Below are 16,809 nucleotides of genomic sequence, written 5' to 3' on the forward strand. Positions count from 1 at the left end.
TGAGTTCTCCTAGGGAATAAAAAGTCAAGGGTTTGACACAAAAATTAACGAGGGGAAACGGTAATTTCCGAATCCTTAACGGTTAATTTACCGGAAGTGGCTTCTTGTAAAGCCGCCAAGGGCCAGAGAAAACCCGTTAACATTTTGCTGAGAGCGAGGGGAACATCGATGATGATTTCCTTCATTTCGGCATCTTTGTCGTCGCGCACGGCGATTAAATAGGCCCGACCAACCCAACCGATCCAACCGGTAATGTACAGGAATAGGATGCTAGGGATAAAGAAATCGCCCATGTGGTTCCAACGACCATCAACAATTAGGTGTGGATAGCCTTCCGGTCCACAGAGAGCTTGGGAGTAGGTTTGAGCGCGTTTGGCTCCTGATTCGGGGTCAGGAGTGGTGTTGCGGAAACTCTTCGCTTTTTGTAGGAAAGCGGGATTTTCGCTACAAGGGGTCAGATTGGACAAATCAGCCGACGCTGGAGCGGCAAAGGTGAACCAGAGGGATAGCACCAGGGCCAGAGCGAACAATTTTCGCATAAATTGTTTCCTTTTGTTACGAAATATGAAGTTCTTTGTTCAAAAAGCGAACAATTTGATCGTACACGGAAAAAATCTTACTCCGATGAGGGGTACGAGTAAAGTTTCTATTACAAAACTATACGCAAGGCTTTAGACCCCGGTGATATGAACCACCACTTGTCTTTGGTGACGACTCTGACGATGTTCCCAGAGATAGATACCTTGCCAGATGCCTAAAACTAATTTACCCCTAGCGATCGGGATTTGTTCCGATGTCCGGGTTAGGACCGAGCGAATGTGAGCGGGCATATCGTCTGGCCCTTCGGTAGAGTGATAGTAGAGACTGCTATCTTCCGGCACTAACTTGGCGAAGAAATTGGCCAAATCAGTGAGAACATCGGGATCGGCATTTTCTTGGATCAGCAAAGAAGCGGAGGTGTGACAGACAAATATACTGCATAATCCCGTCGTTATGCCCGATTCAGCCACGATCGCTTCTATGGGGGCAGTGAGACGATGGAAATTCTTGGGACTGGTGGTAATCGTCAGGGATTTTTGATATTGACGCATGGCAACCGAATCAGGGAGAAATGGGGGTGGGGGGGATTGTCCTCGATAGCAAAGGTTGTCCCGCTTGTAAGAGATCGTGAAGGTTCACCACTGCACCGATAACAGCGATCGCTGGGGCTTCAAAGCCGGTGGCTTCGATCTGGTCCATAATCGTGCTGAAAGTACCGATTAACTGCTGTTGTTGCGGTGTTGTTCCCCAGCGAATCAGGGCGATCGGCGTTTCTGGACTTCTGCCCGCTTTGGTTAACTCGCCGATAATATAGGGTAAATTATGCACACCCATGTAAACAACAATTGTTTCCGCACCATGGGCGATCGCTGACCAGTTAACCTGGGGACGATATTTACCCGCCATCTCGTGGCCGGTGACGAAAGTAACGGAGGAACTATAATTGCGATGGGTGAGGGGAATACCGGCGTAGGCAGGCACGGCAATTCCTGAAGTGATTCCCGGCACGATCTCGACGCTAATTCCGGCCGCGATCAGATCGAGCATTTCTTCACCCCCGCGACCAAAAACAAAGGGATCACCGCCTTTGAGACGAATAACCACGGCATTAGTCTGGGCCTTTTGGATCAGTAAAGCGGTGATTTCCTCCTGTACTAGAGAATGACGACCGCGACGCTTACCCCCATGGATTTGTTCGGCCCTGGGGTTAATCATGGCTAGAATCGAGGGGCTGACTAGGGCATCATAGAGGACAACATCGGCATTTTCTAGGAGAACTTTTGCTTTTAAGGTCAACAAACCGGGATCCCCGGGACCCGCACCGACGAGATAGACCTTACCGCAACTTTCTGATTGATTCATAGATACTGGGGAGAAAATTCTTGCTTCGATCGAATGCGCTTGATCCCTACTTTATTGTGACTGGGGCAAAATTTGGTATTTTTGACTACAGTTACTCGGCGGTCATGCGCTTTCTTCATGAAGAATTATGATCTTAACATTACTTAACCTTTAATCTAGCGATCGCTCTGATCCTAAATCCCGTTTAACAGGTATGGAGGAGTGGAAAGTGTAGAGAAGGGAGCGGGTTTTTTAAGTGGGATTGGGAGTTAATCATGCTAAGTATCTAAGCACAATTAATTACACATCTAAGCCACTACTCCGTGAGACTTCTGGTGTGAGGAAACAGTGAACTGAAAACTCAAATCCGATCCCTAATAGCTGTATCCCGTCTCGGAGTCTCGGAGTCTCCTGTCTCGGAGTCTCGACTAGGAAATTAATTTTGCACGACTACTTAAAGGAAATCTCTCAGGATTTTTAATAATTTCTTTACTTAAATCTACATCTAAATCTGACCAATAAAAATGATCAGGAAAAGGCTCTTGTATATTTAAAATTTGTCTAATAGGGACATCTTGAAACCAGGGAAAATCTTGATAAGAAAGAAACATTTCTTCATTGTTTGCCAGAATCCATATTCCATGGGAAGAAATATGAGTTACTTCAGCTTGAGAAGTGTTTTGTCCAAGCATTTCTAAGTTCATTTTGTCGTTCCTCAATAATAGTTTCTATCGCTTAAAGTTGTTTTCGAGATAGGTTATAATTACGAGCTAATTCAATTTGTGGTTCCAGCCAAAATTTAGCTTCTCCTTCTGCACAATGAACATGAACGTGCATTCTTGTTTCTTCGCGGGAAAAGAAAAAGAAGCGATAGCCATCTTCTCGGAAAACAGTTGGACTGATCAGAAATCTAATCAGGATGATTGATGCTTACCCTTCGTTTATTATAGCAAATATTCAGTTAAAAATACAAGAGGGAGAAGTAAGAGCATAAAAATCCCCCTCAACTGGTCTAAAATTAAGGGGGAATGAGTTATAAAAAAAGGCAATTTAACTGACGTTAGTGGGTTCTTTTTCGATCGATCGGTGGAGCGGTAGAAGTTACATTAGGGAACGCACCCTACAAGATCGGCGATCGCGCTTTCTGCGCTACACTGTCCAATCTTGGGTTATTAAGTTCGGAACTTTGCTGAAATCGCCAGTATTTCGGGTAAGCAACACTAAATTGTTGGCAATAGCGATCGCTGCAATTCTCAAATCCATTGTCGCCACGCAAACCTTTTGCCTCCTCATCTCATCAAATATTTTGATCGCTTCAGCATCAAAAGGCAAAACTGGAGCCTTTGCAAAACCATTGAGGGTTTCTACCAGCAGCGCATATCCACGAGCCAAATCGCTATTCGTCTGAGCGCGATTGATGAAACTGTGAGCGCCAATTACTTGTTCATGGAAACTAATAACCGACAAAGCAAAGTCTGAGATCGGATATTGTGACATCCGCAAAATTAATCGGCTAAACTCTAAACTAGAACGGCGCTGCAGAAAACTGATGTGATCGGTATCGAGCAAATATTTCACAATTATTTGCCAGTGTCATCAATAGGTTTGTCAGACTGCCGAAATGCGCGTCCATATTCTAGAGCTTCAAGAAAAGCTGAGTCATCGGAGATTGAACCTATTAGTCTTTCGAGCCAATTGTCAGAGCTAGGCTTACTTTCAAGTTTATGCTGAAGATCAAAAACTACTTGTTCAAGGGTTATCAAGCGTCGTTCAAGAGTTGCTGTGTCTAGCATGGCTGCTCCTAGATCGAAAGGTATAATTTAATTGCATAGCGCAATAATTTACTCTAGTCTAGCTAAAAAATTGTAATCGTGTTCAAATTACTGTTTACATAAGCAAAAATAAGATGCGTTACATTTCATTAACGCACCCTACAAGAGCGGCGATCGCTATCTTGGTGCCTTCTGCCAACCATTTGAGATCGCCTCTGACTCTGAGCAAAACCATCGCTCTCCGGTTGCAGGATTGATAACAGTTGACGCGTAATCTTCCATACCTGGAAGGTGGTACAACTTGTTTCCTGTCTCAATTGAAATATTGCCTTTAATCACACAACCGGGTTGCATAATAGATGTGATTGGGGAGGGAGAACGGCTACGACTAAACTGCATTGTAATCAAAGCAATAGCAGCTAGAACTACAACGCCAATACCAGTTTCGAGAAAACTGCTTTTTCTGTTTTTTCTTTTAGTAGGCAAAAGTTGAGGTACAACACCTTGAATAGAGGCTCTGGCAGCACGTATCTTACCATCGGGTTCAGCAACTTGCTCGTATAGGATCGTGTCTCCAACCTTTGGACTACGACCTACTCCTTTCAGCGCACTGATATGCAAGAAAACTTCTTTTCCACCGTTATCTGGCTTAATGAAACCAAAGCCTCTATCATCCTTCCAAGTTGTTAGCTGCCCCTTTTGTAGCGTAGGTTTCATGTAATAGCCTCACGGTGACACCCATTTTGTAGTTTTCCCAAACGCAATCGCCTCACCAACACCCTCAAAGCAATGCCACACGGACGACCTCAAGGTAGATTAGCTTTTGATTCTCACAAATAATATTGCTGTACCGTCCCAACTGGGGTATGAAGCAGCCTAACTACATATTATAGGTCAACTTTCTGTATAAAACTCTCCAGAGTAACGATACGGGTCAACTTCTGGTATATCGCTCCATTTAGGCGCAATCGCCAGAACTTTTCCTTATATCACGCCCAAAAGCGTGTTAGCCAGATTAGCTTACTGCAAACAATCTCCTTTAAGGAAACTTATCACAGAAGCTTTCCAAAGTTATAGCAAAGATTCTTAGATATGACTGCACTTTGTCACAAAATTTCACTATTATTTCGGGTGCGGTTATTTGTTATGTTTCTTGGTTCACAACTTCTTTAACAATTTGTCATACTCTGCGTGAGAGCCTATCCAAAACCAAACAATTACATTCTTACTCTTGATTCTTCCCCAGCGCTCTCCAACCTATACCGACTCTGATTGACTAGATCTGGTCTTCTTGATTGACCTCCTTAAATTCTAAGCTTGGATGACTTGGGTTATCTTTCCATAACTTGTAATTTTTTCTGGCTGTTCTTTTCACTCTTTCTGGTAGCTGTTGAAATAAGCCGATGAAATCTGGATTTAGTTCCGACTTCATAACTCATCAAATCCCATTTCTTTAGTCTGTCCGTTTTCTGAATCCGCAATAGCTTTCTGAGCAAGTTCTTTGAGAATTAAGCTGTCTTGGGGTTTAGATAATGTTTCTTGCCATTTGATTTCATTTTCTATGTCTTCAATAAACTGCTCTGCCAGTTCGTCTTGAATTGCTTCTGGCAGTTCTTGAGCTTTTTGTACAGCTTTACTTAGAAGTGTTGATAACATTTCTTTTCTTCTCTTCTCTTGAAAATATAACTACATATTATAGGTCAACTTTCTGTACAAAACTCTCCAGAGTAACGATATGGGTCAACTATCACCAGAACTTTTCCCTATATCACGCCCAAAAGCTTGTTAGCCAGATTAGCATCTTGCCAAAAACCTTGTTTAACTAAATTTCTGACAATTAGGCTCATTCTAGCGATGATTCCTCTGTCTGACCGCACCTCTTGATAAAAATTGATAATTATTCGACCTTTAGCGATCGCTATCGGGGGATAATTGTTTTTTGTTACAGCAGGATGAAGCAGCCTAACTGATGGCTATATTTCCAGATTATCGCCCGCAGCAAACCAATAATTGCCGATGATAAATTTGTCGTCGCCGTCGGGGGTGAACAGGCTATCACCACAAGAGCAGTACAAGCTTATCGACAGGCTTTATCGGAACCTTTTACGGTGGTTCAAATTGATGCCCATGGCGATATGCGTTTTGAGTACGAAGGCTCCCACCATAACCACGCCTGTGTGATGCGTCGGTTGTTAGAAATGGGTTTACCGACTTTACCCGTGGGAATTCGGGCTATTTGTCGAGAAGAAGCGGAATTAATCGCTAAACAGCAGATTCCCGTGATTTGCGATCAAGATATCGCCGGGGATGCGGAGTTATGCTACTTTCGCCAACACAACTGTGCATACCTCGTAATCGGCAAGCTCACCCTTTAACGGGCGTGGGGCGCATTCATCAAGCAGGATTCGCATAGGCTGTCAACATTTCCTTTGCTAATTCAAGGGCTGAGATCGCCTGTTCCCGACTGACACTGGGAAAATGGTCTAGAAATACCTCTAATGAATCACCAGCCTCAAGATAATCAAGTACGGTTCTCATCGGCACACGAGTTCCTACAAAAACAGGGGTTCCCCCTAGAATGTCGGGATCACTGTGAACAACACGGGATATTAATGCCATAACAAATATATCCAACTGGCTACTAGCTTTTATAGTCATTGTATCCTAAAGTCATTTATCGGCTCTATACAAGGTGAGGCTCAGGCATGGGACACTTCACTTGACTACTCTGCCTACATCTTGCCGCTAGACCCAAACTAACTTTTGGATACGATGCACAGTTGGCATTCATACCTTGATTCGGCATCGCCTAGACTTACAGCTTCAATCAATGTGCATGGTGCGTTCCCCAAAAATCGATCGCTGGAGCGGTAGAAGTTGCATTAGGGAACGCACCCTACAAGATCGGCGATCTGCTACGCAGTGCCTTCGGCATCGCAATTCAAACTAACTTGCCCTTGCAGAATCAGCGCAACTAAACTAAACTTAGTTTGTGGACTTAGTTTTTTAAGAGCATGGAAACTGTAAACATTCATCAGGCTAAAACAAACCTTTCTCGGCTATTGTCCCGTGTGGAACTCGGAGAGGAAATCGTTATTTCAAACCGAGGTATTCCAATTGCTAAACTTGTTCCATTTCGGACATCTTTAGATCGACGGTCTAGTTTAGGACAAGATCGAGGGATGTTTACCGTACCAGATGATTTTAATGCCCCTTTACCAGAAGATATTTTGGTAGCATTTGAGGGTGGTGCGGAGTGAGACTTTTACTGGATACACAATGCTGGCTGTGGTGGTTTGCCCAACCAGACAAGTTAAGTGAGAATGTAATTGAACAAATTGCCAACGAAAGCAATGAAGTGTGGTTTTCTGTTGCCAGTGTTTGGGAGATGGGAATTAAAGTCTCAATCGGTAAATTACCACTGCCAGAGCAAATAGATGATTATGTCTCTACTCGAATGACCCGACTAGGAGCTAGGTCGTTAGAGATCAATGCTTCTCATGCTTTGCTGGCGGCTGCATTGCCTTTACATCATCGTGATCCTTTTGACCGAATGCTGATTGCACAAGCTCAGGTAGAAGATATGACACTTGTGAGTGCGGATTCAACATTTAATCAATATGAAGTGTCTTTGCTTTGGGCAGCTAGTTCTTAGTCATAAACACAGAATTTCAGCTGCCTTCTAGATGTTCGTCAACCAAATTCTGTGTAGTTGCAATTATTAACTCGCACATTTTTGCAACTAATTGACTGTCATTTCTGGAAGACTCCAAAGTGACTTGACACTGACCTGCACAAGAGCCTTCAATTTCACAGCCTTTGCAGAAATCGTTCTTACAGCTTCAATCAATAGGCATGGTGCGTTCCCCAAAAATCGATCGCTGGAGCGGTAGGAGCCACATTAGGGAACGCACCCTACAGCGATAGCGATCTGCTATTAGTGGAGCGGTAGAAGTTGCATTAGGGAACTCACCCTACAAGATCGGCGATCGCACTGAAAGGTTTGTGGTCGGAGTGCATGGGCGTTGTTAGGCTGCTCTTCAGCCCGATTAAAATCCAATGAATTTCTGTAAGTCAGTAACTATTTCACCCACTTTATTCTGCCTGACCTCCCAATTACTCACTCTAAAAATCTTCCACCCCTCTACTTGTAATGTTCGGTCTTCCTCTAGACGTTTTGAGTACGTTTTCTCATCAGCTATCCACTGATTGCCATGCTTTATCGCGTAGTGACTAATATCGTCAATCAATATCGCATATCTATGATTATTCCAAAATGCGACGAAATCTACACGATACAGTTCTTTTGCCAGGGAACTTCCCGAAGCTTGCAAAACCTTTTTTGATGACGAATGCCATTGTATCCAGGCTTGTGGAATTAAAATTGGTATGTGATTATCAGCCATACCGAAATACTTGGCATATGACTGGAAAAATGTTTTTTCACATTCGGTTTGATTCATGGCAAGAAGAGCTTTCTTTAGTGCCAAGTTTGTTTCCGAGTTAATTCCACAAGCAGCTTGAAAAGTTGGAAAATCAAAATTTGGATACACATCCCGCCAAATAATACCTATTCCAGATTTCAATTCAAATTTCAGTGATTGCTTACCTTCTTTAGCAGTTATAGCAAACTCAGGTTTGACCAATCCAAAAGGAAGCCCACCAGGAAATTGATGCACAAACAAATCATCAGGTGCATCGGGAGATATTATTTGCGGAAGTTGGACTTGTTGCCCATCAACAACCAAGCCCTCTTTTATACATGTATCTCGTATAAATTCTTTTTGCTCGTCAGAAATATAGGATTGTGACAACACTAATCCTATGACTTTCAAGAATTTTTGAGTATCCGTTAAGTCAGTCCAGTCTATAGATGCATAGTATTCCTCGACACGTGAACGTTTCGCACCATTAACAACACGTGCAGATTGACCTGGTTGAATACCAGCCATTTGGAAAATGTCATCAATCTGACGCAGAACTAGATCAACGCAAAATTCCCGAAATTCCAAGCGTAAAGCTGATGAAATATATTCCATAGAGTATTTTTATCTGTAGATAGTTTTAATTCACGGTTGCATCCTAACTACATATTACACGGAAAATTTCTGTATAACACTCTCCAGAGTAACGATACAGGCCAACTTTCTGTATATTACTTCATTTAAGCGCAATCGCCAGAAGTTTTCCCTATATCACCCCCAAAAGCGCGTTAGCCAGATCAGCATCTTGCCAAAAACCTTGTTTAACTAAATTCCTGACAATTTAGGCCTATTCTAGCGATGATTCCTATATCTGACCGCACCTCTTGATAAAAATTGATAATTATTCGACCTTTAGCGATCGCTATCAGGGGATAATTGTTTTTTGTTACAGCAGTGTGGAGCAGCCTAACTGATGGCTATATTTCCAGATTATCGCCCGCAGCAAACCAATCTTGAGCGAGAAATCGAGGGATGTATCCATTGATGGATCAGGGGTGTCGGCTATTGTAGTAGATATGTTTGGAGTCAGTTCAGGTTGATAAGAAAGGCTGTAATAGACAAAAATAGTCAAAATATTTATAATAGAAGATTGGACTAAAATTTTTTGTGACTTGCCCATGTTATTGTCTTGCGCCACCGGTAGCGAACAATTTTTAGGGAGTGAAGCGATCGCATCTTACGCCACAGCTAAGGTCGTGATCCTGCCGATTCCCTACGAGGCCACCACCACCTATCGCAAGGGTTGTGAAACTGGACCGGCGGCGGTGATTACCGCTTCCCAACAACTGGAAGCCTATGACGAGGAACTTAAGAGGGAAACCTGTTTAGAAGTGGGCATCTATACCCATGATGCGATCGCCGATACCCGTCAGCAACCGCAATTGTCCGCCGAGGAGATGTTAGCCGTCACCACAGCTACAGTTTCGCGTTTAATTGCCGATGATAAATTTGTCGTCGCCGTCGGGGGTGAACACGCTATCACCACTGGAGTAGTACAAGCTTACCAACAAGCTTTATCGGAACCTTTTACGGTGGTTCAAATTGATGCCCATGGCGATATGCGTTTTGAGTACGAAGGCTCCCACCATAACCACGCCTGTGTGATGCGTCGGGTGTTAGAAATGGGTTTACCGACCTTACCCGTGGGAATTCGGGCTATTTGTCGAGAAGAAGCCGAATTAATCGCTAAACAGCAGATTCCCGTGATTTGGGATCGAGATATCGCTAGGGATCCCGATTGGATCGAAAAAGCGATCGCCAAAATTACCACCGAGAAGATATTTTTAACCATAGACGTGGATGGCATCGATCCCGCTTTAATTCCGGGGGTGGGAACACCTGAACCGGGGGGGTTAAGTTGGCATCAAACCCTAAACTTTCTCCGTCGTCTTTTCCAAACTCATCAGGTGATTGGCTGCGATGTGATGGAATTGGCCCCGATTAGTGATTCGGTGGTCTCGGAATTTACCACTGCCAAGTTAATTTATAAGTTAATTGGCTATCAATTTATTGCTTAGGGGCTTGCCTAATTAGGAGCAATCGTGTTATAATAGCAATCGGTGCGGACGTATAGCTCAGTTGGTTAGAGTACATCGTTGACATCGATGGGGTCACTGGTTCGAATCCAGTTACGTCCATAAATTATCTGCCCTAGTCTTGGTCATAATCTTCATTTCTGATGATAGGATGAACGATCGAAGCTCTCCAGACAAACCCTATGACTAGCTTACTGCGCGACTTTTGGTATGTGGCCACACCGGCAAATAAACTTAAACCCGGTCAGCTAATGGCAAAAAAAATGCTAGGTGAACCGATTGTTGTCGGTAGGAGAGAGGATGGAGTAGTGTTCGCATTGCGGGATATTTGCCCCCATCGTGGCATTCCGCTGCACCATGGTTGGATTGAAGGGGATGGGGTGTACTGTTGCTATCATGGCTGGAAATTTAACACTAGCGATGGCGTTTGTTCTGAGATCCCCTCATTAACGGAACACGATCGCCTTGATATTAGCAGAATTTGTGTCACCAGTTATCCCTGTCGTGAAATACAAGGTCATATCTGGGTGTTTATTCCGGCAGACTCAAAAAGAGAAATTAATCAAGAAAATCTGCCTCCTGTGCCGACTATTAGCGATTTTGGCAAACTTACCCCCAAAATAGCCGAAACTATCACTTTTGACTGCAATATTGACCATGCAGTGGTGGGATTGATGGATCCGGCCCACGGTCCCTACGTTCATACTTCTTGGTGGTGGCGCAGCGGTCCGCGCAAATTTCGGGTCAAGGAAAAACAATACGAACCTGTTCCCCTCGGTTTTCGTCTTGCTCCCTATGATATGCCCGTCAGTGCGAAACCCTATAAAATTTTGGGTAATAAGGTATCGATTGAAATTGTTTTTGAATTGCCCTCGGTGCGTACAGAAATACTACGAGGCGATCGATATTTGGCCTGTGCTTTTACGGCAATTACTCCCATCGATGAAAATCACTGCGAAGTCCATCAAAGTTTATACTATACGATTCCTTGGTTGGCATTTTTAACCCCTCTTTTGCGTTATTTAACCCTACAATTTCTTAAACAGGATCGCGATGTGGTAATTAAACAACAGGAAGGACTTAGTTATCATCCAGCTTTGATGTTAATTGATGATGCCGATACCCAGGCCAAATGGTATTATCGCCTTAAGCAAGAATACGAAAAATCTCAAGCAGAAAAGCGGGATTTTGTCAACCCCATTAAAGCACAAATTTTACGATGGCGTAGTTAGAATTTGATGATTTTATTACTGGACTTGCCCACTGATTATTTATTCTCCGTTTTGCCTTTTGGCTATTGCCTCTCCTCAATTCACAAACCGGGGGATTTTAATCGCTTTGGTTGTCGCTATTTTAGCAGGTGCGGCTAAACTTTTTGTTTTTTTACCTCCCATTAATCTTTTGATAAAATTCCTTGTAAAAAAGCGCTAGTTTTTAAATCAATCCCTGTAATTGCCGTGCCAACAACTACCGAATATGCACCAACTTCTAGGGCTTTTTTTGCTTCTGTTGGAGTCGATATTCCTCCTTCACAGATAACAGGAACTGATAACTTATTAACTAATTCTTCTAGGAAAGAAAAACTCGGCGGTGGCAGATTTTTAGTTGCTTCTGTGTAACCGTAAAGAGTTGTACCGACAATATCAGCACCAGCTGCCACAGCATAAATAGCACTTTCGATCGAGTCTATATCTGCCATGACTAATTTACCAGTTTCCTGATGAATACGATCGATAATTGTGGCTAAATTTTCATCATTAGGACGCTTTCTGGGGGTAGCATCCAAGGCAATTATATCGGCACCCGCATCGGCAATGGCGAGAGCATCTTGATATTTGGGAGTAATATATACCGAACAATCGCGATAATTGCGTTTCCAGAGTCCAATTATCGGTATATCCGGCAATTGTTGACGGGTAGCTTTCAGATGAGCGGGACTATCAATTCTTACCCCACAAGCACCCCTATCCACGCAAGCATGAGCCATGGCAGCAATAATTATAGGATCGTGCAGAGATGACTCCACTGGCGCTTGACAGGAGACGATTAAACCCGATTTTAAGGTTTCTATTCGCATAAATTGGGGTGTAGGGAAGTGGGGAAATGGGGAGGTGGGGAAGTGGGGAAGTGGGGAAGTGGGGAAATGGGGAAATGGGGAAATGGGGAAGTGGGGAAACTTTTCAGTTATCAGTAAACAGTAAACAGTAATCAGTGAACTGATAACTGATAACTGATAACTGATAACTGACTCCAGCAACAAACTTTTTGCCGCAAACCTTACTTATAAGCAGCAATACACTGTTCAACTAAAGCATTTACTGCGTCCACATCTTTCCAACCGAGAATTTCTGTGACTTTTTTCTCTAGATTCTTATAGGTTTTGAAAAACTCGGCGATTTCTTCCAAGCGATGGGGAGAGACATCTTTAAGAGATTTTACCTCTGCATAACGGGGATCTTTAGCGGGAACACAGAGAATTTTTTCATCGCGATCACCACCATCGATCATTTCTAGCATACCAATGGGACGCGCCGTAATCACACAGCCGGGGAAAGTCGGCTGATCCATGATCACCATACCATCTAAAGGATCGCCGTCATCGGCGAGGGTATTGGGAACAAAACCATAATCACAGGGATATTGTACCGAAGAATAGAGAACGCGATCGAGAGCAAAGGCGTTTAAATCCTTATCAAACTCGTATTTATTCTTACTACCGGCGGTGATTTCCACTAAAACATTAATTAAACCGGGTTTCGGTTGGGCAGGAATGCGCGATAAATCCACAAGCTTTCTCCAAATACAAGACAATAGCGCCTTTAGAGTCACCTAAAAGCGCAAGGGAAATTAAAAGACACTTTGATTAACTCCGATCCAAATTTTACCCATAAGGGGGATCGGGACGAAGAAAAAAATTTTATCTTGGCAATCGTCTATCTCAATTCTGTCACCTCATTTGCCTCGTTAGGGAGTAGGATGTGTTACCGGTAAGGGGTTCTTCGGTATAGTTAGGCGTGGAGTTATATCCAATCGCTAACAAGGGTAACGTTAGGGTCAGAATTGCGATCATGGTTCCGAGTAAATTGGCCCACCTATGACTAGGAGGTTCGGAAGTCTTCCCTGACGGGTTGCTTGATTCCATAAAGGGGTCGTGTTGAACTCGACAAGTAAAGAATACGAGAGATATATAGAGCAGTCAGCTATCGGCCTTGAGCTTTTAGCAAATTACTGCTGTTTTTTTGCCTTTGGGCTTGGTTAATGTCCCGTTAAAAAGCGAAACATTAACAGCAATACTCTCCCTACTAATTATATTTTACCAATTCTTTTCCAAGAGTTCCCTCTGATACTTTTCTTGACGATCTCTCCAGATCATAGTCTGTTGGTGTTTGTCCATGTCATAAGCTGTTCGTAATTTAGATTGCTTGTTGAGACGAGGCAAAAGGCAACAGTAAAGGGATTGCGGGAGGTTCGGCTAATCTAAGAATAAGGGACTTGCGCTTTGATAATGTACCTTTTGGGCGAACGCAGTTCGCCCCTACATTGTGGACAAAATCCGTTACTGTAGGGGCGCAATGCTTGCGCCCTCCGGATCGATCAGGTTTGCTGATCACCCTAAGTAGGGGGAGAGCCTTCGAGATTTTAGGGACTTGCGCTTTGATAATGTGCCATCTGGCTGGTCTGGTTCTTCTACAGAGCGATTTTCTGGCTGGGATATTATTCCTACGCAAGTCCCTAAGCGGTTTAAATGCGTCTTAGCTTACTAAATCAGTTTTTAATAACTGGATTTAGTATCAATCCACAAAAAAAATGTCTGAAAGGCTTAAATACTAAGCGATCCAAACATTTTTTCATTGCAATCGGAGGGTGATATTGACTTTATGTCTTAACTTCGAGCTTACGATAGAAACCTGGCTGTTAATGTAGCCTATTTAACCAAAATATTGATTTTTTGCTGATTTATCGGGATAGACAATCACCTTTTCTTAGAAATTATCCGAGTTTGGAGACAATTGGTCAGCTAATCTCCCAATAAGCTAGGTTTCAGAGACCAGCAAGGCATCCTCAAGCCTTGATTTGTCCTTGCTTGTCATGGACAGCAATCAGGGCAAGTGGAGTCAATCTACCAATATTTACATCATAACTCGATCGAGGGAGAAAAACCAAGAACCTGCGAGAAAAATGCCGATCACCTCAGATCATACCGTCAGTCATTTTTCAGCGAGAAACCACCTCGCTAGAGGATTCTGATTCTAGGGGGAGAGAGGGTTTAATTATCCCGTATTTTGTCTCCTCCGGTGTCACTTGACGGATCACCTCCAAAGCTTCCTTAATCATTACTGCCATGGGAACCGCGATAATCACCCCCAGTAAACCGCCCACTCGCGCCCCCGTCAAGACCGAGACCAACACCCAAAAGGGATTTAACCCGGTGACACTGCCCAAAATCCGGGGAGCAATGCCGTTTTCGACAATTTGCTGCACCACTACAGCTACGGCTAAAACTTGCAGAGCTAAACCAATATCGCGCAAAGCTAGTAAAGCTGTCACCGTGACAATGCCTACAGTTCCTCCAAAAGGGATTAAGGCCATGGTACCAATCAAGAGGCCGAATAGAAGACCAAAAGGAACTTTAATCGATAAAAATGCCGTGACTAATCCCAGGGCCATGCAGGTGGCACAAATTACCTGGCCGACAAAGTAATTCTGAAAACTTAAGCGTAGGGTTAGGGAAAAGGGTTGTTGGACGGGTTTGGGCAACCATTGGATAATACTCCTCCAGATATCGGGACTGTGGAGAAGTAGATAAAAGGTGAGGATAATGGTTAGCAGCACATCAAGCACTCGCACCACGGTAAAAACGGTGAGATTAAGGGCTAAATTAACGCTTCTTCCCGCTAAAATCTGCAATTCTGCCCCTAAACGACTGTTAAACTGAGCGATAACACCATCGAAACTGATCGGAATCGGTAGATTCATCGTGTCGATTTTGGTATCTAGTTGCATCAGTTGGCGCTGTCCCGAGTCTAACCATTCTGGCAATCTGTTGACAAATTGCTGCGCTTGGGTGAAGACCAAGGGAACTAGGGTGATTCCCACGGCCACAAAAATTAAAATCGTGATCAGGGAAACCACGATCGCAGCTAAACCCCGTTTTAATCCCTGACGTTCCAACCAAGTCACCGGATAACCCAAGAGAAAAGATAGAACGGCCGCTATCAGTAAAATAACAAATAAAGATTCAAAATAGCCAAAAATTGCCGATAATGCCCAGGCATTCAGAACTATAAGTGGTGCAGCTAGAGCAATCACCAGTAAGCGAGATAGGGAATTCAGGGATTGCCACCACGTCTGAACCCAATTGCGTTTCGGGGGAACGACTTTAACTTCCACCATGAAGCCTCTTAAAGGGTTTGTTTCAATACTTGTATTCTGACAGATCGAAGCCTAACCCGCTAACTCAACTGGGGGGAAGTGGGGTGATGGGGTGTGGGATGCTGACAGGTTTAGGTTTATTACAACAACCTTATGGGTGTAACGGGGGCATCCTGCCGACATTTAAGGTGAACGGCTCCGTTAGGCTGTAGATCTAGTCACTCCATACTTGACAAGACAATGCAGTTGCATTACCATCAATATCTAGTTTTTACAGACAGGTTTAGAGGTCGCAATGGCTGCAACGATAGCCCCATGTCCAGAATCCACTCTTACCGATCGCTATCAGACGACAATTCCCGATTCTGTTCGCAAAGCCCTTGGCTTGAATAAGCGTGATAAAATCTGCTACAACATACAACCCGACGGCAAAGTATGGATTTCCCGGGCTGACGGAGCAGAAGAAAATGATCCAGTGCTTGGGAAATTTCTGAATTTTCTTGCACAAGATATGGAACAGAACCCTCAACATATACAGGCAATTAGTTCTAACCTAGTCAATCATGTTCAATCCTTGGTCTGTGGGGTTGATCTGGATCTTGATGCACCACTTCTGGATGAGGACGAATAAGGTTGTCTATAGATCAGCCCCTAGTGATTAATGCATGGAGCATATTTGCTCATCGGAAATTTTGGGTCTGAAACCCCGCCGTTCTAGGTTGGCTTTACTGTTAGATATTAACACATTTACGAAATATATGCTAAAATGTGAGGTATGGAAAAAGCCTATTCGTTTCGATTTTACCCCACACCCGAACAAGAGTCGCTATTGCGGCGCACTTTGGGCTGTGTAAGATTAGTTTACAATAAAGCTCTCCATCTCAGAACACAAGCATGGTACGAAAAGCAAGAAAGAGTAGGATATACTGAAACTTCTTCAATGCTAACCGAGTGGAAAAAACAAGAAGAATTAGAGTTTTTAAACGAAGTTAGCTGTGTACCCTTACAACAAGGGTTAAGACATTTACAAACAGCTTTCACTAATTTCTTTGCTGGTCGTACTAAGTATCCTAACTTTAAGAAAAAACATCAAGGAGGAAGTGCCGAATTTACCAAGTCAGCCTTTAAATTTAAAGACAAACAAATCTATTTAGCTAAATGCACAGAACCTTTACCTATTCGATGGTCAAGACAAATCCCATAAAGCTGTGAACCAAGCACAGTAACGGTCAGATTAAATCCTTCTGGACGTTGGCATATCTC

The 16,809-nt window shown here is 43.4% G+C and carries 19 protein-coding genes, 1 tRNA gene and 3 pseudogenes; 8 read left to right on the forward strand and 15 right to left on the reverse strand.

Annotation, left to right across the window (positions count from 1 at the left end):
- Positions 1 to 44 precede the first annotated feature (44 nt).
- From IM515_RS09210 to IM515_RS09245, 9 genes and pseudogenes are all read right to left on the reverse strand, one after another.
- Complete coding sequence (locus IM515_RS09210) at positions 45 to 539, reverse strand: Photosystem I reaction center subunit III (RefSeq protein WP_287628274.1); 495 nt, start codon at positions 537 to 539, stop codon at positions 45 to 47.
- 132 nt (positions 540 to 671) lie between these two features.
- Complete coding sequence (locus tag IM515_RS09215) at positions 672 to 1,091, reverse strand: secondary thiamine-phosphate synthase enzyme YjbQ (protein ID WP_008201139.1); 420 nt, start codon at positions 1,089 to 1,091, stop codon at positions 672 to 674.
- A 10-nt stretch (positions 1,092 to 1,101) separates the two neighbouring features.
- Positions 1,102 to 1,902, reverse strand: a complete 801-nt coding sequence (gene cobA, locus IM515_RS09220; RefSeq protein WP_287628273.1) for a uroporphyrinogen-III C-methyltransferase — start codon at positions 1,900 to 1,902, stop codon at positions 1,102 to 1,104.
- A 407-nt stretch (positions 1,903 to 2,309) separates the two neighbouring features.
- Complete coding sequence (locus tag IM515_RS09225) at positions 2,310 to 2,585, reverse strand: DUF2442 domain-containing protein (RefSeq protein ID WP_287628272.1); 276 nt, start codon at positions 2,583 to 2,585, stop codon at positions 2,310 to 2,312.
- A 31-nt stretch (positions 2,586 to 2,616) separates the two neighbouring features.
- On the reverse strand, positions 2,617 to 2,805 hold the full coding sequence (locus IM515_RS09230; RefSeq protein ID WP_346304789.1) for a DUF4160 domain-containing protein: 189 nt from the start codon (positions 2,803 to 2,805) through the stop codon (positions 2,617 to 2,619).
- A gap of 225 nt (positions 2,806 to 3,030) precedes the next feature.
- Positions 3,031 to 3,459 (reverse strand): type II toxin-antitoxin system VapC family toxin, encoded by a 429-nt coding sequence (locus IM515_RS09235; RefSeq protein ID WP_287628270.1) that lies wholly within the window; start codon positions 3,457 to 3,459, stop codon positions 3,031 to 3,033.
- Positions 3,460 to 3,830: 371 nt separating this feature from the next.
- Complete coding sequence (locus IM515_RS09240; protein ID WP_287628268.1) at positions 3,831 to 4,370, reverse strand: cold shock domain-containing protein; 540 nt, start codon at positions 4,368 to 4,370, stop codon at positions 3,831 to 3,833.
- 441 nt (positions 4,371 to 4,811) lie between these two features.
- Positions 4,812 to 5,085, reverse strand: a pseudogene (locus IM515_RS25885) (ParE family toxin-like protein).
- Positions 5,082 to 5,309 (reverse strand): hypothetical protein, encoded by a 228-nt coding sequence (locus tag IM515_RS09245; RefSeq protein ID WP_287628267.1) that lies wholly within the window; start codon positions 5,307 to 5,309, stop codon positions 5,082 to 5,084. Before IM515_RS09245 ends, IM515_RS25885 begins: the two are co-directional and overlap by 4 nt.
- A gap of 329 nt (positions 5,310 to 5,638) precedes the next feature.
- Here IM515_RS09245 and IM515_RS09250 point away from each other — a divergent pair.
- Positions 5,639 to 5,962 (forward strand): annotated as a pseudogene (locus IM515_RS09250) (arginase family protein); the annotation flags it as partial.
- An 85-nt stretch (positions 5,963 to 6,047) separates the two neighbouring features.
- Here IM515_RS09250 and IM515_RS09255 read toward each other — a convergent pair.
- On the reverse strand, positions 6,048 to 6,311 hold the full coding sequence (locus IM515_RS09255) for a DUF433 domain-containing protein (RefSeq protein ID WP_002770842.1): 264 nt from the start codon (positions 6,309 to 6,311) through the stop codon (positions 6,048 to 6,050).
- Between the two features lie 356 nt (positions 6,312 to 6,667).
- Here IM515_RS09255 and IM515_RS09260 point away from each other — a divergent pair, with 356 nt between their 5' ends.
- Both IM515_RS09260 and IM515_RS09265 read left to right on the forward strand, forming a co-directional pair.
- On the forward strand, positions 6,668 to 6,913 hold the full coding sequence (locus IM515_RS09260; RefSeq protein WP_008201147.1) for a type II toxin-antitoxin system Phd/YefM family antitoxin: 246 nt from the start codon (positions 6,668 to 6,670) through the stop codon (positions 6,911 to 6,913).
- Positions 6,910 to 7,308 carry a type II toxin-antitoxin system VapC family toxin gene (locus tag IM515_RS09265; protein WP_287628266.1) on the forward strand — a complete coding sequence of 133 codons (399 nt, stop codon included), beginning with the start codon at positions 6,910 to 6,912 and terminating at the stop codon, positions 7,306 to 7,308. Before IM515_RS09260 ends, IM515_RS09265 begins: the two co-directional genes overlap by 4 nt.
- Positions 7,309 to 7,702: 394 nt before the next feature.
- On the opposite strand, the gene IM515_RS09270 is transcribed toward IM515_RS09265, so the two are convergent.
- Positions 7,703 to 8,692, reverse strand: coding sequence for a hypothetical protein (locus IM515_RS09270; RefSeq protein ID WP_287628265.1), 990 nt, complete (start codon positions 8,690 to 8,692; stop codon positions 7,703 to 7,705).
- Positions 8,693 to 9,255: 563 nt separating this feature from the next.
- Between IM515_RS09270 and speB the strand changes: the two genes are divergently transcribed.
- The 3 genes from speB to IM515_RS09285 all read left to right on the forward strand — a co-directional run bounded on the left by speB (position 9,256) and on the right by IM515_RS09285 (position 11,405).
- Positions 9,256 to 10,155 carry an agmatinase gene (speB, locus tag IM515_RS09275; protein ID WP_287628264.1) on the forward strand — a complete coding sequence of 300 codons (900 nt, stop codon included), beginning with the start codon at positions 9,256 to 9,258 and terminating at the stop codon, positions 10,153 to 10,155.
- Between the two features lie 46 nt (positions 10,156 to 10,201).
- Positions 10,202 to 10,275: transfer RNA gene (locus IM515_RS09280), tRNA-Val, on the forward strand.
- A gap of 80 nt (positions 10,276 to 10,355) precedes the next feature.
- Positions 10,356 to 11,405, forward strand: a complete 1,050-nt coding sequence (locus IM515_RS09285; RefSeq protein ID WP_287628262.1) for a Rieske 2Fe-2S domain-containing protein — start codon at positions 10,356 to 10,358, stop codon at positions 11,403 to 11,405.
- A gap of 161 nt (positions 11,406 to 11,566) precedes the next feature.
- Here IM515_RS09285 and IM515_RS09290 read toward each other — a convergent pair whose 3' ends face one another.
- The 4 genes from IM515_RS09290 to IM515_RS09300 form a co-directional block, all read right to left on the reverse strand.
- Positions 11,567 to 12,250 carry an N-acetylmannosamine-6-phosphate 2-epimerase gene (locus IM515_RS09290; RefSeq protein WP_002770854.1) on the reverse strand — a complete coding sequence of 228 codons (684 nt, stop codon included), beginning with the start codon at positions 12,248 to 12,250 and terminating at the stop codon, positions 11,567 to 11,569.
- A gap of 200 nt (positions 12,251 to 12,450) precedes the next feature.
- Entirely contained in the window at positions 12,451 to 12,960 is a 510-nt protein-coding gene (locus IM515_RS09295) for an inorganic diphosphatase (RefSeq protein WP_002770856.1), read from the reverse strand.
- A gap of 160 nt (positions 12,961 to 13,120) precedes the next feature.
- Positions 13,121 to 13,315: a TLTLP motif-containing protein gene (locus tag IM515_RS26125; protein ID WP_012267246.1), complete on the reverse strand. Its 195-nt coding sequence runs from the start codon at positions 13,313 to 13,315 to the stop codon at positions 13,121 to 13,123.
- A gap of 1,073 nt (positions 13,316 to 14,388) precedes the next feature.
- The gene (locus IM515_RS09300; RefSeq protein WP_193960867.1) at positions 14,389 to 15,567 is read right to left on the reverse strand and encodes an AI-2E family transporter; all 1,179 of its coding nucleotides are present in this window, start codon (positions 15,565 to 15,567) and stop codon (positions 14,389 to 14,391) included.
- 274 nt (positions 15,568 to 15,841) lie between these two features.
- Between IM515_RS09300 and IM515_RS09305 the strand changes: the two genes are divergently transcribed.
- The gene (locus IM515_RS09305) at positions 15,842 to 16,177 is read left to right on the forward strand and encodes a type II toxin-antitoxin system PrlF family antitoxin (protein WP_287628261.1); all 336 of its coding nucleotides are present in this window, start codon (positions 15,842 to 15,844) and stop codon (positions 16,175 to 16,177) included.
- A 144-nt stretch (positions 16,178 to 16,321) separates the two neighbouring features.
- Positions 16,322 to 16,747, forward strand: a pseudogene (locus tag IM515_RS09310) (RNA-guided endonuclease InsQ/TnpB family protein); the annotation flags it as partial.
- Between the last annotated feature and the right edge of the window lie 62 nt (positions 16,748 to 16,809).

The organism is Microcystis sp. M44BS1, from assembly GCF_020244875.1.
Lineage (GTDB): Bacteria > Cyanobacteriota > Cyanobacteriia > Cyanobacteriales > Microcystaceae > Microcystis > Microcystis panniformis.

What these genes read in the sequence shown, in the direction of transcription:
- IM515_RS09210 (WP_287628274.1), bottom strand. Translation starts at nt 539, where the DNA reads ATGCGAAAATTGTTCGCTCTGGCCCTGGTGCTATCCCTCTGGTTCACC.
- IM515_RS09215 (WP_008201139.1), bottom strand. Translation starts at nt 1,091, where the DNA reads ATGCGTCAATATCAAAAATCCCTGACGATTACCACCAGTCCCAAGAAT.
- cobA (WP_287628273.1), bottom strand. Translation starts at nt 1,902, where the DNA reads ATGAATCAATCAGAAAGTTGCGGTAAGGTCTATCTCGTCGGTGCGGGT.
- IM515_RS09225 (WP_287628272.1), bottom strand. Translation starts at nt 2,585, where the DNA reads ATGAACTTAGAAATGCTTGGACAAAACACTTCTCAAGCTGAAGTAACT.
- IM515_RS09240 (WP_287628268.1), bottom strand. Translation starts at nt 4,370, where the DNA reads ATGAAACCTACGCTACAAAAGGGGCAGCTAACAACTTGGAAGGATGAT.
- IM515_RS09245 (WP_287628267.1), bottom strand. Translation starts at nt 5,309, where the DNA reads ATGTTATCAACACTTCTAAGTAAAGCTGTACAAAAAGCTCAAGAACTG.
- IM515_RS09255 (WP_002770842.1), bottom strand. Translation starts at nt 6,311, where the DNA reads ATGACTATAAAAGCTAGTAGCCAGTTGGATATATTTGTTATGGCATTA.
- IM515_RS09260 (WP_008201147.1), top strand. Translation starts at nt 6,668, where the DNA reads ATGGAAACTGTAAACATTCATCAGGCTAAAACAAACCTTTCTCGGCTA.
- IM515_RS09270 (WP_287628265.1), bottom strand. Translation starts at nt 8,692, where the DNA reads ATGGAATATATTTCATCAGCTTTACGCTTGGAATTTCGGGAATTTTGC.
- speB (WP_287628264.1), top strand. Translation starts at nt 9,256, where the DNA reads ATGTTATTGTCTTGCGCCACCGGTAGCGAACAATTTTTAGGGAGTGAA.
- IM515_RS09285 (WP_287628262.1), top strand. Translation starts at nt 10,356, where the DNA reads ATGACTAGCTTACTGCGCGACTTTTGGTATGTGGCCACACCGGCAAAT.
- IM515_RS09290 (WP_002770854.1), bottom strand. Translation starts at nt 12,250, where the DNA reads ATGCGAATAGAAACCTTAAAATCGGGTTTAATCGTCTCCTGTCAAGCG.
- IM515_RS26125 (WP_012267246.1), bottom strand. Translation starts at nt 13,315, where the DNA reads ATGGAATCAAGCAACCCGTCAGGGAAGACTTCCGAACCTCCTAGTCAT.
- IM515_RS09300 (WP_193960867.1), bottom strand. Translation starts at nt 15,567, where the DNA reads ATGGTGGAAGTTAAAGTCGTTCCCCCGAAACGCAATTGGGTTCAGACG.
- IM515_RS09305 (WP_287628261.1), top strand. Translation starts at nt 15,842, where the DNA reads ATGGCTGCAACGATAGCCCCATGTCCAGAATCCACTCTTACCGATCGC.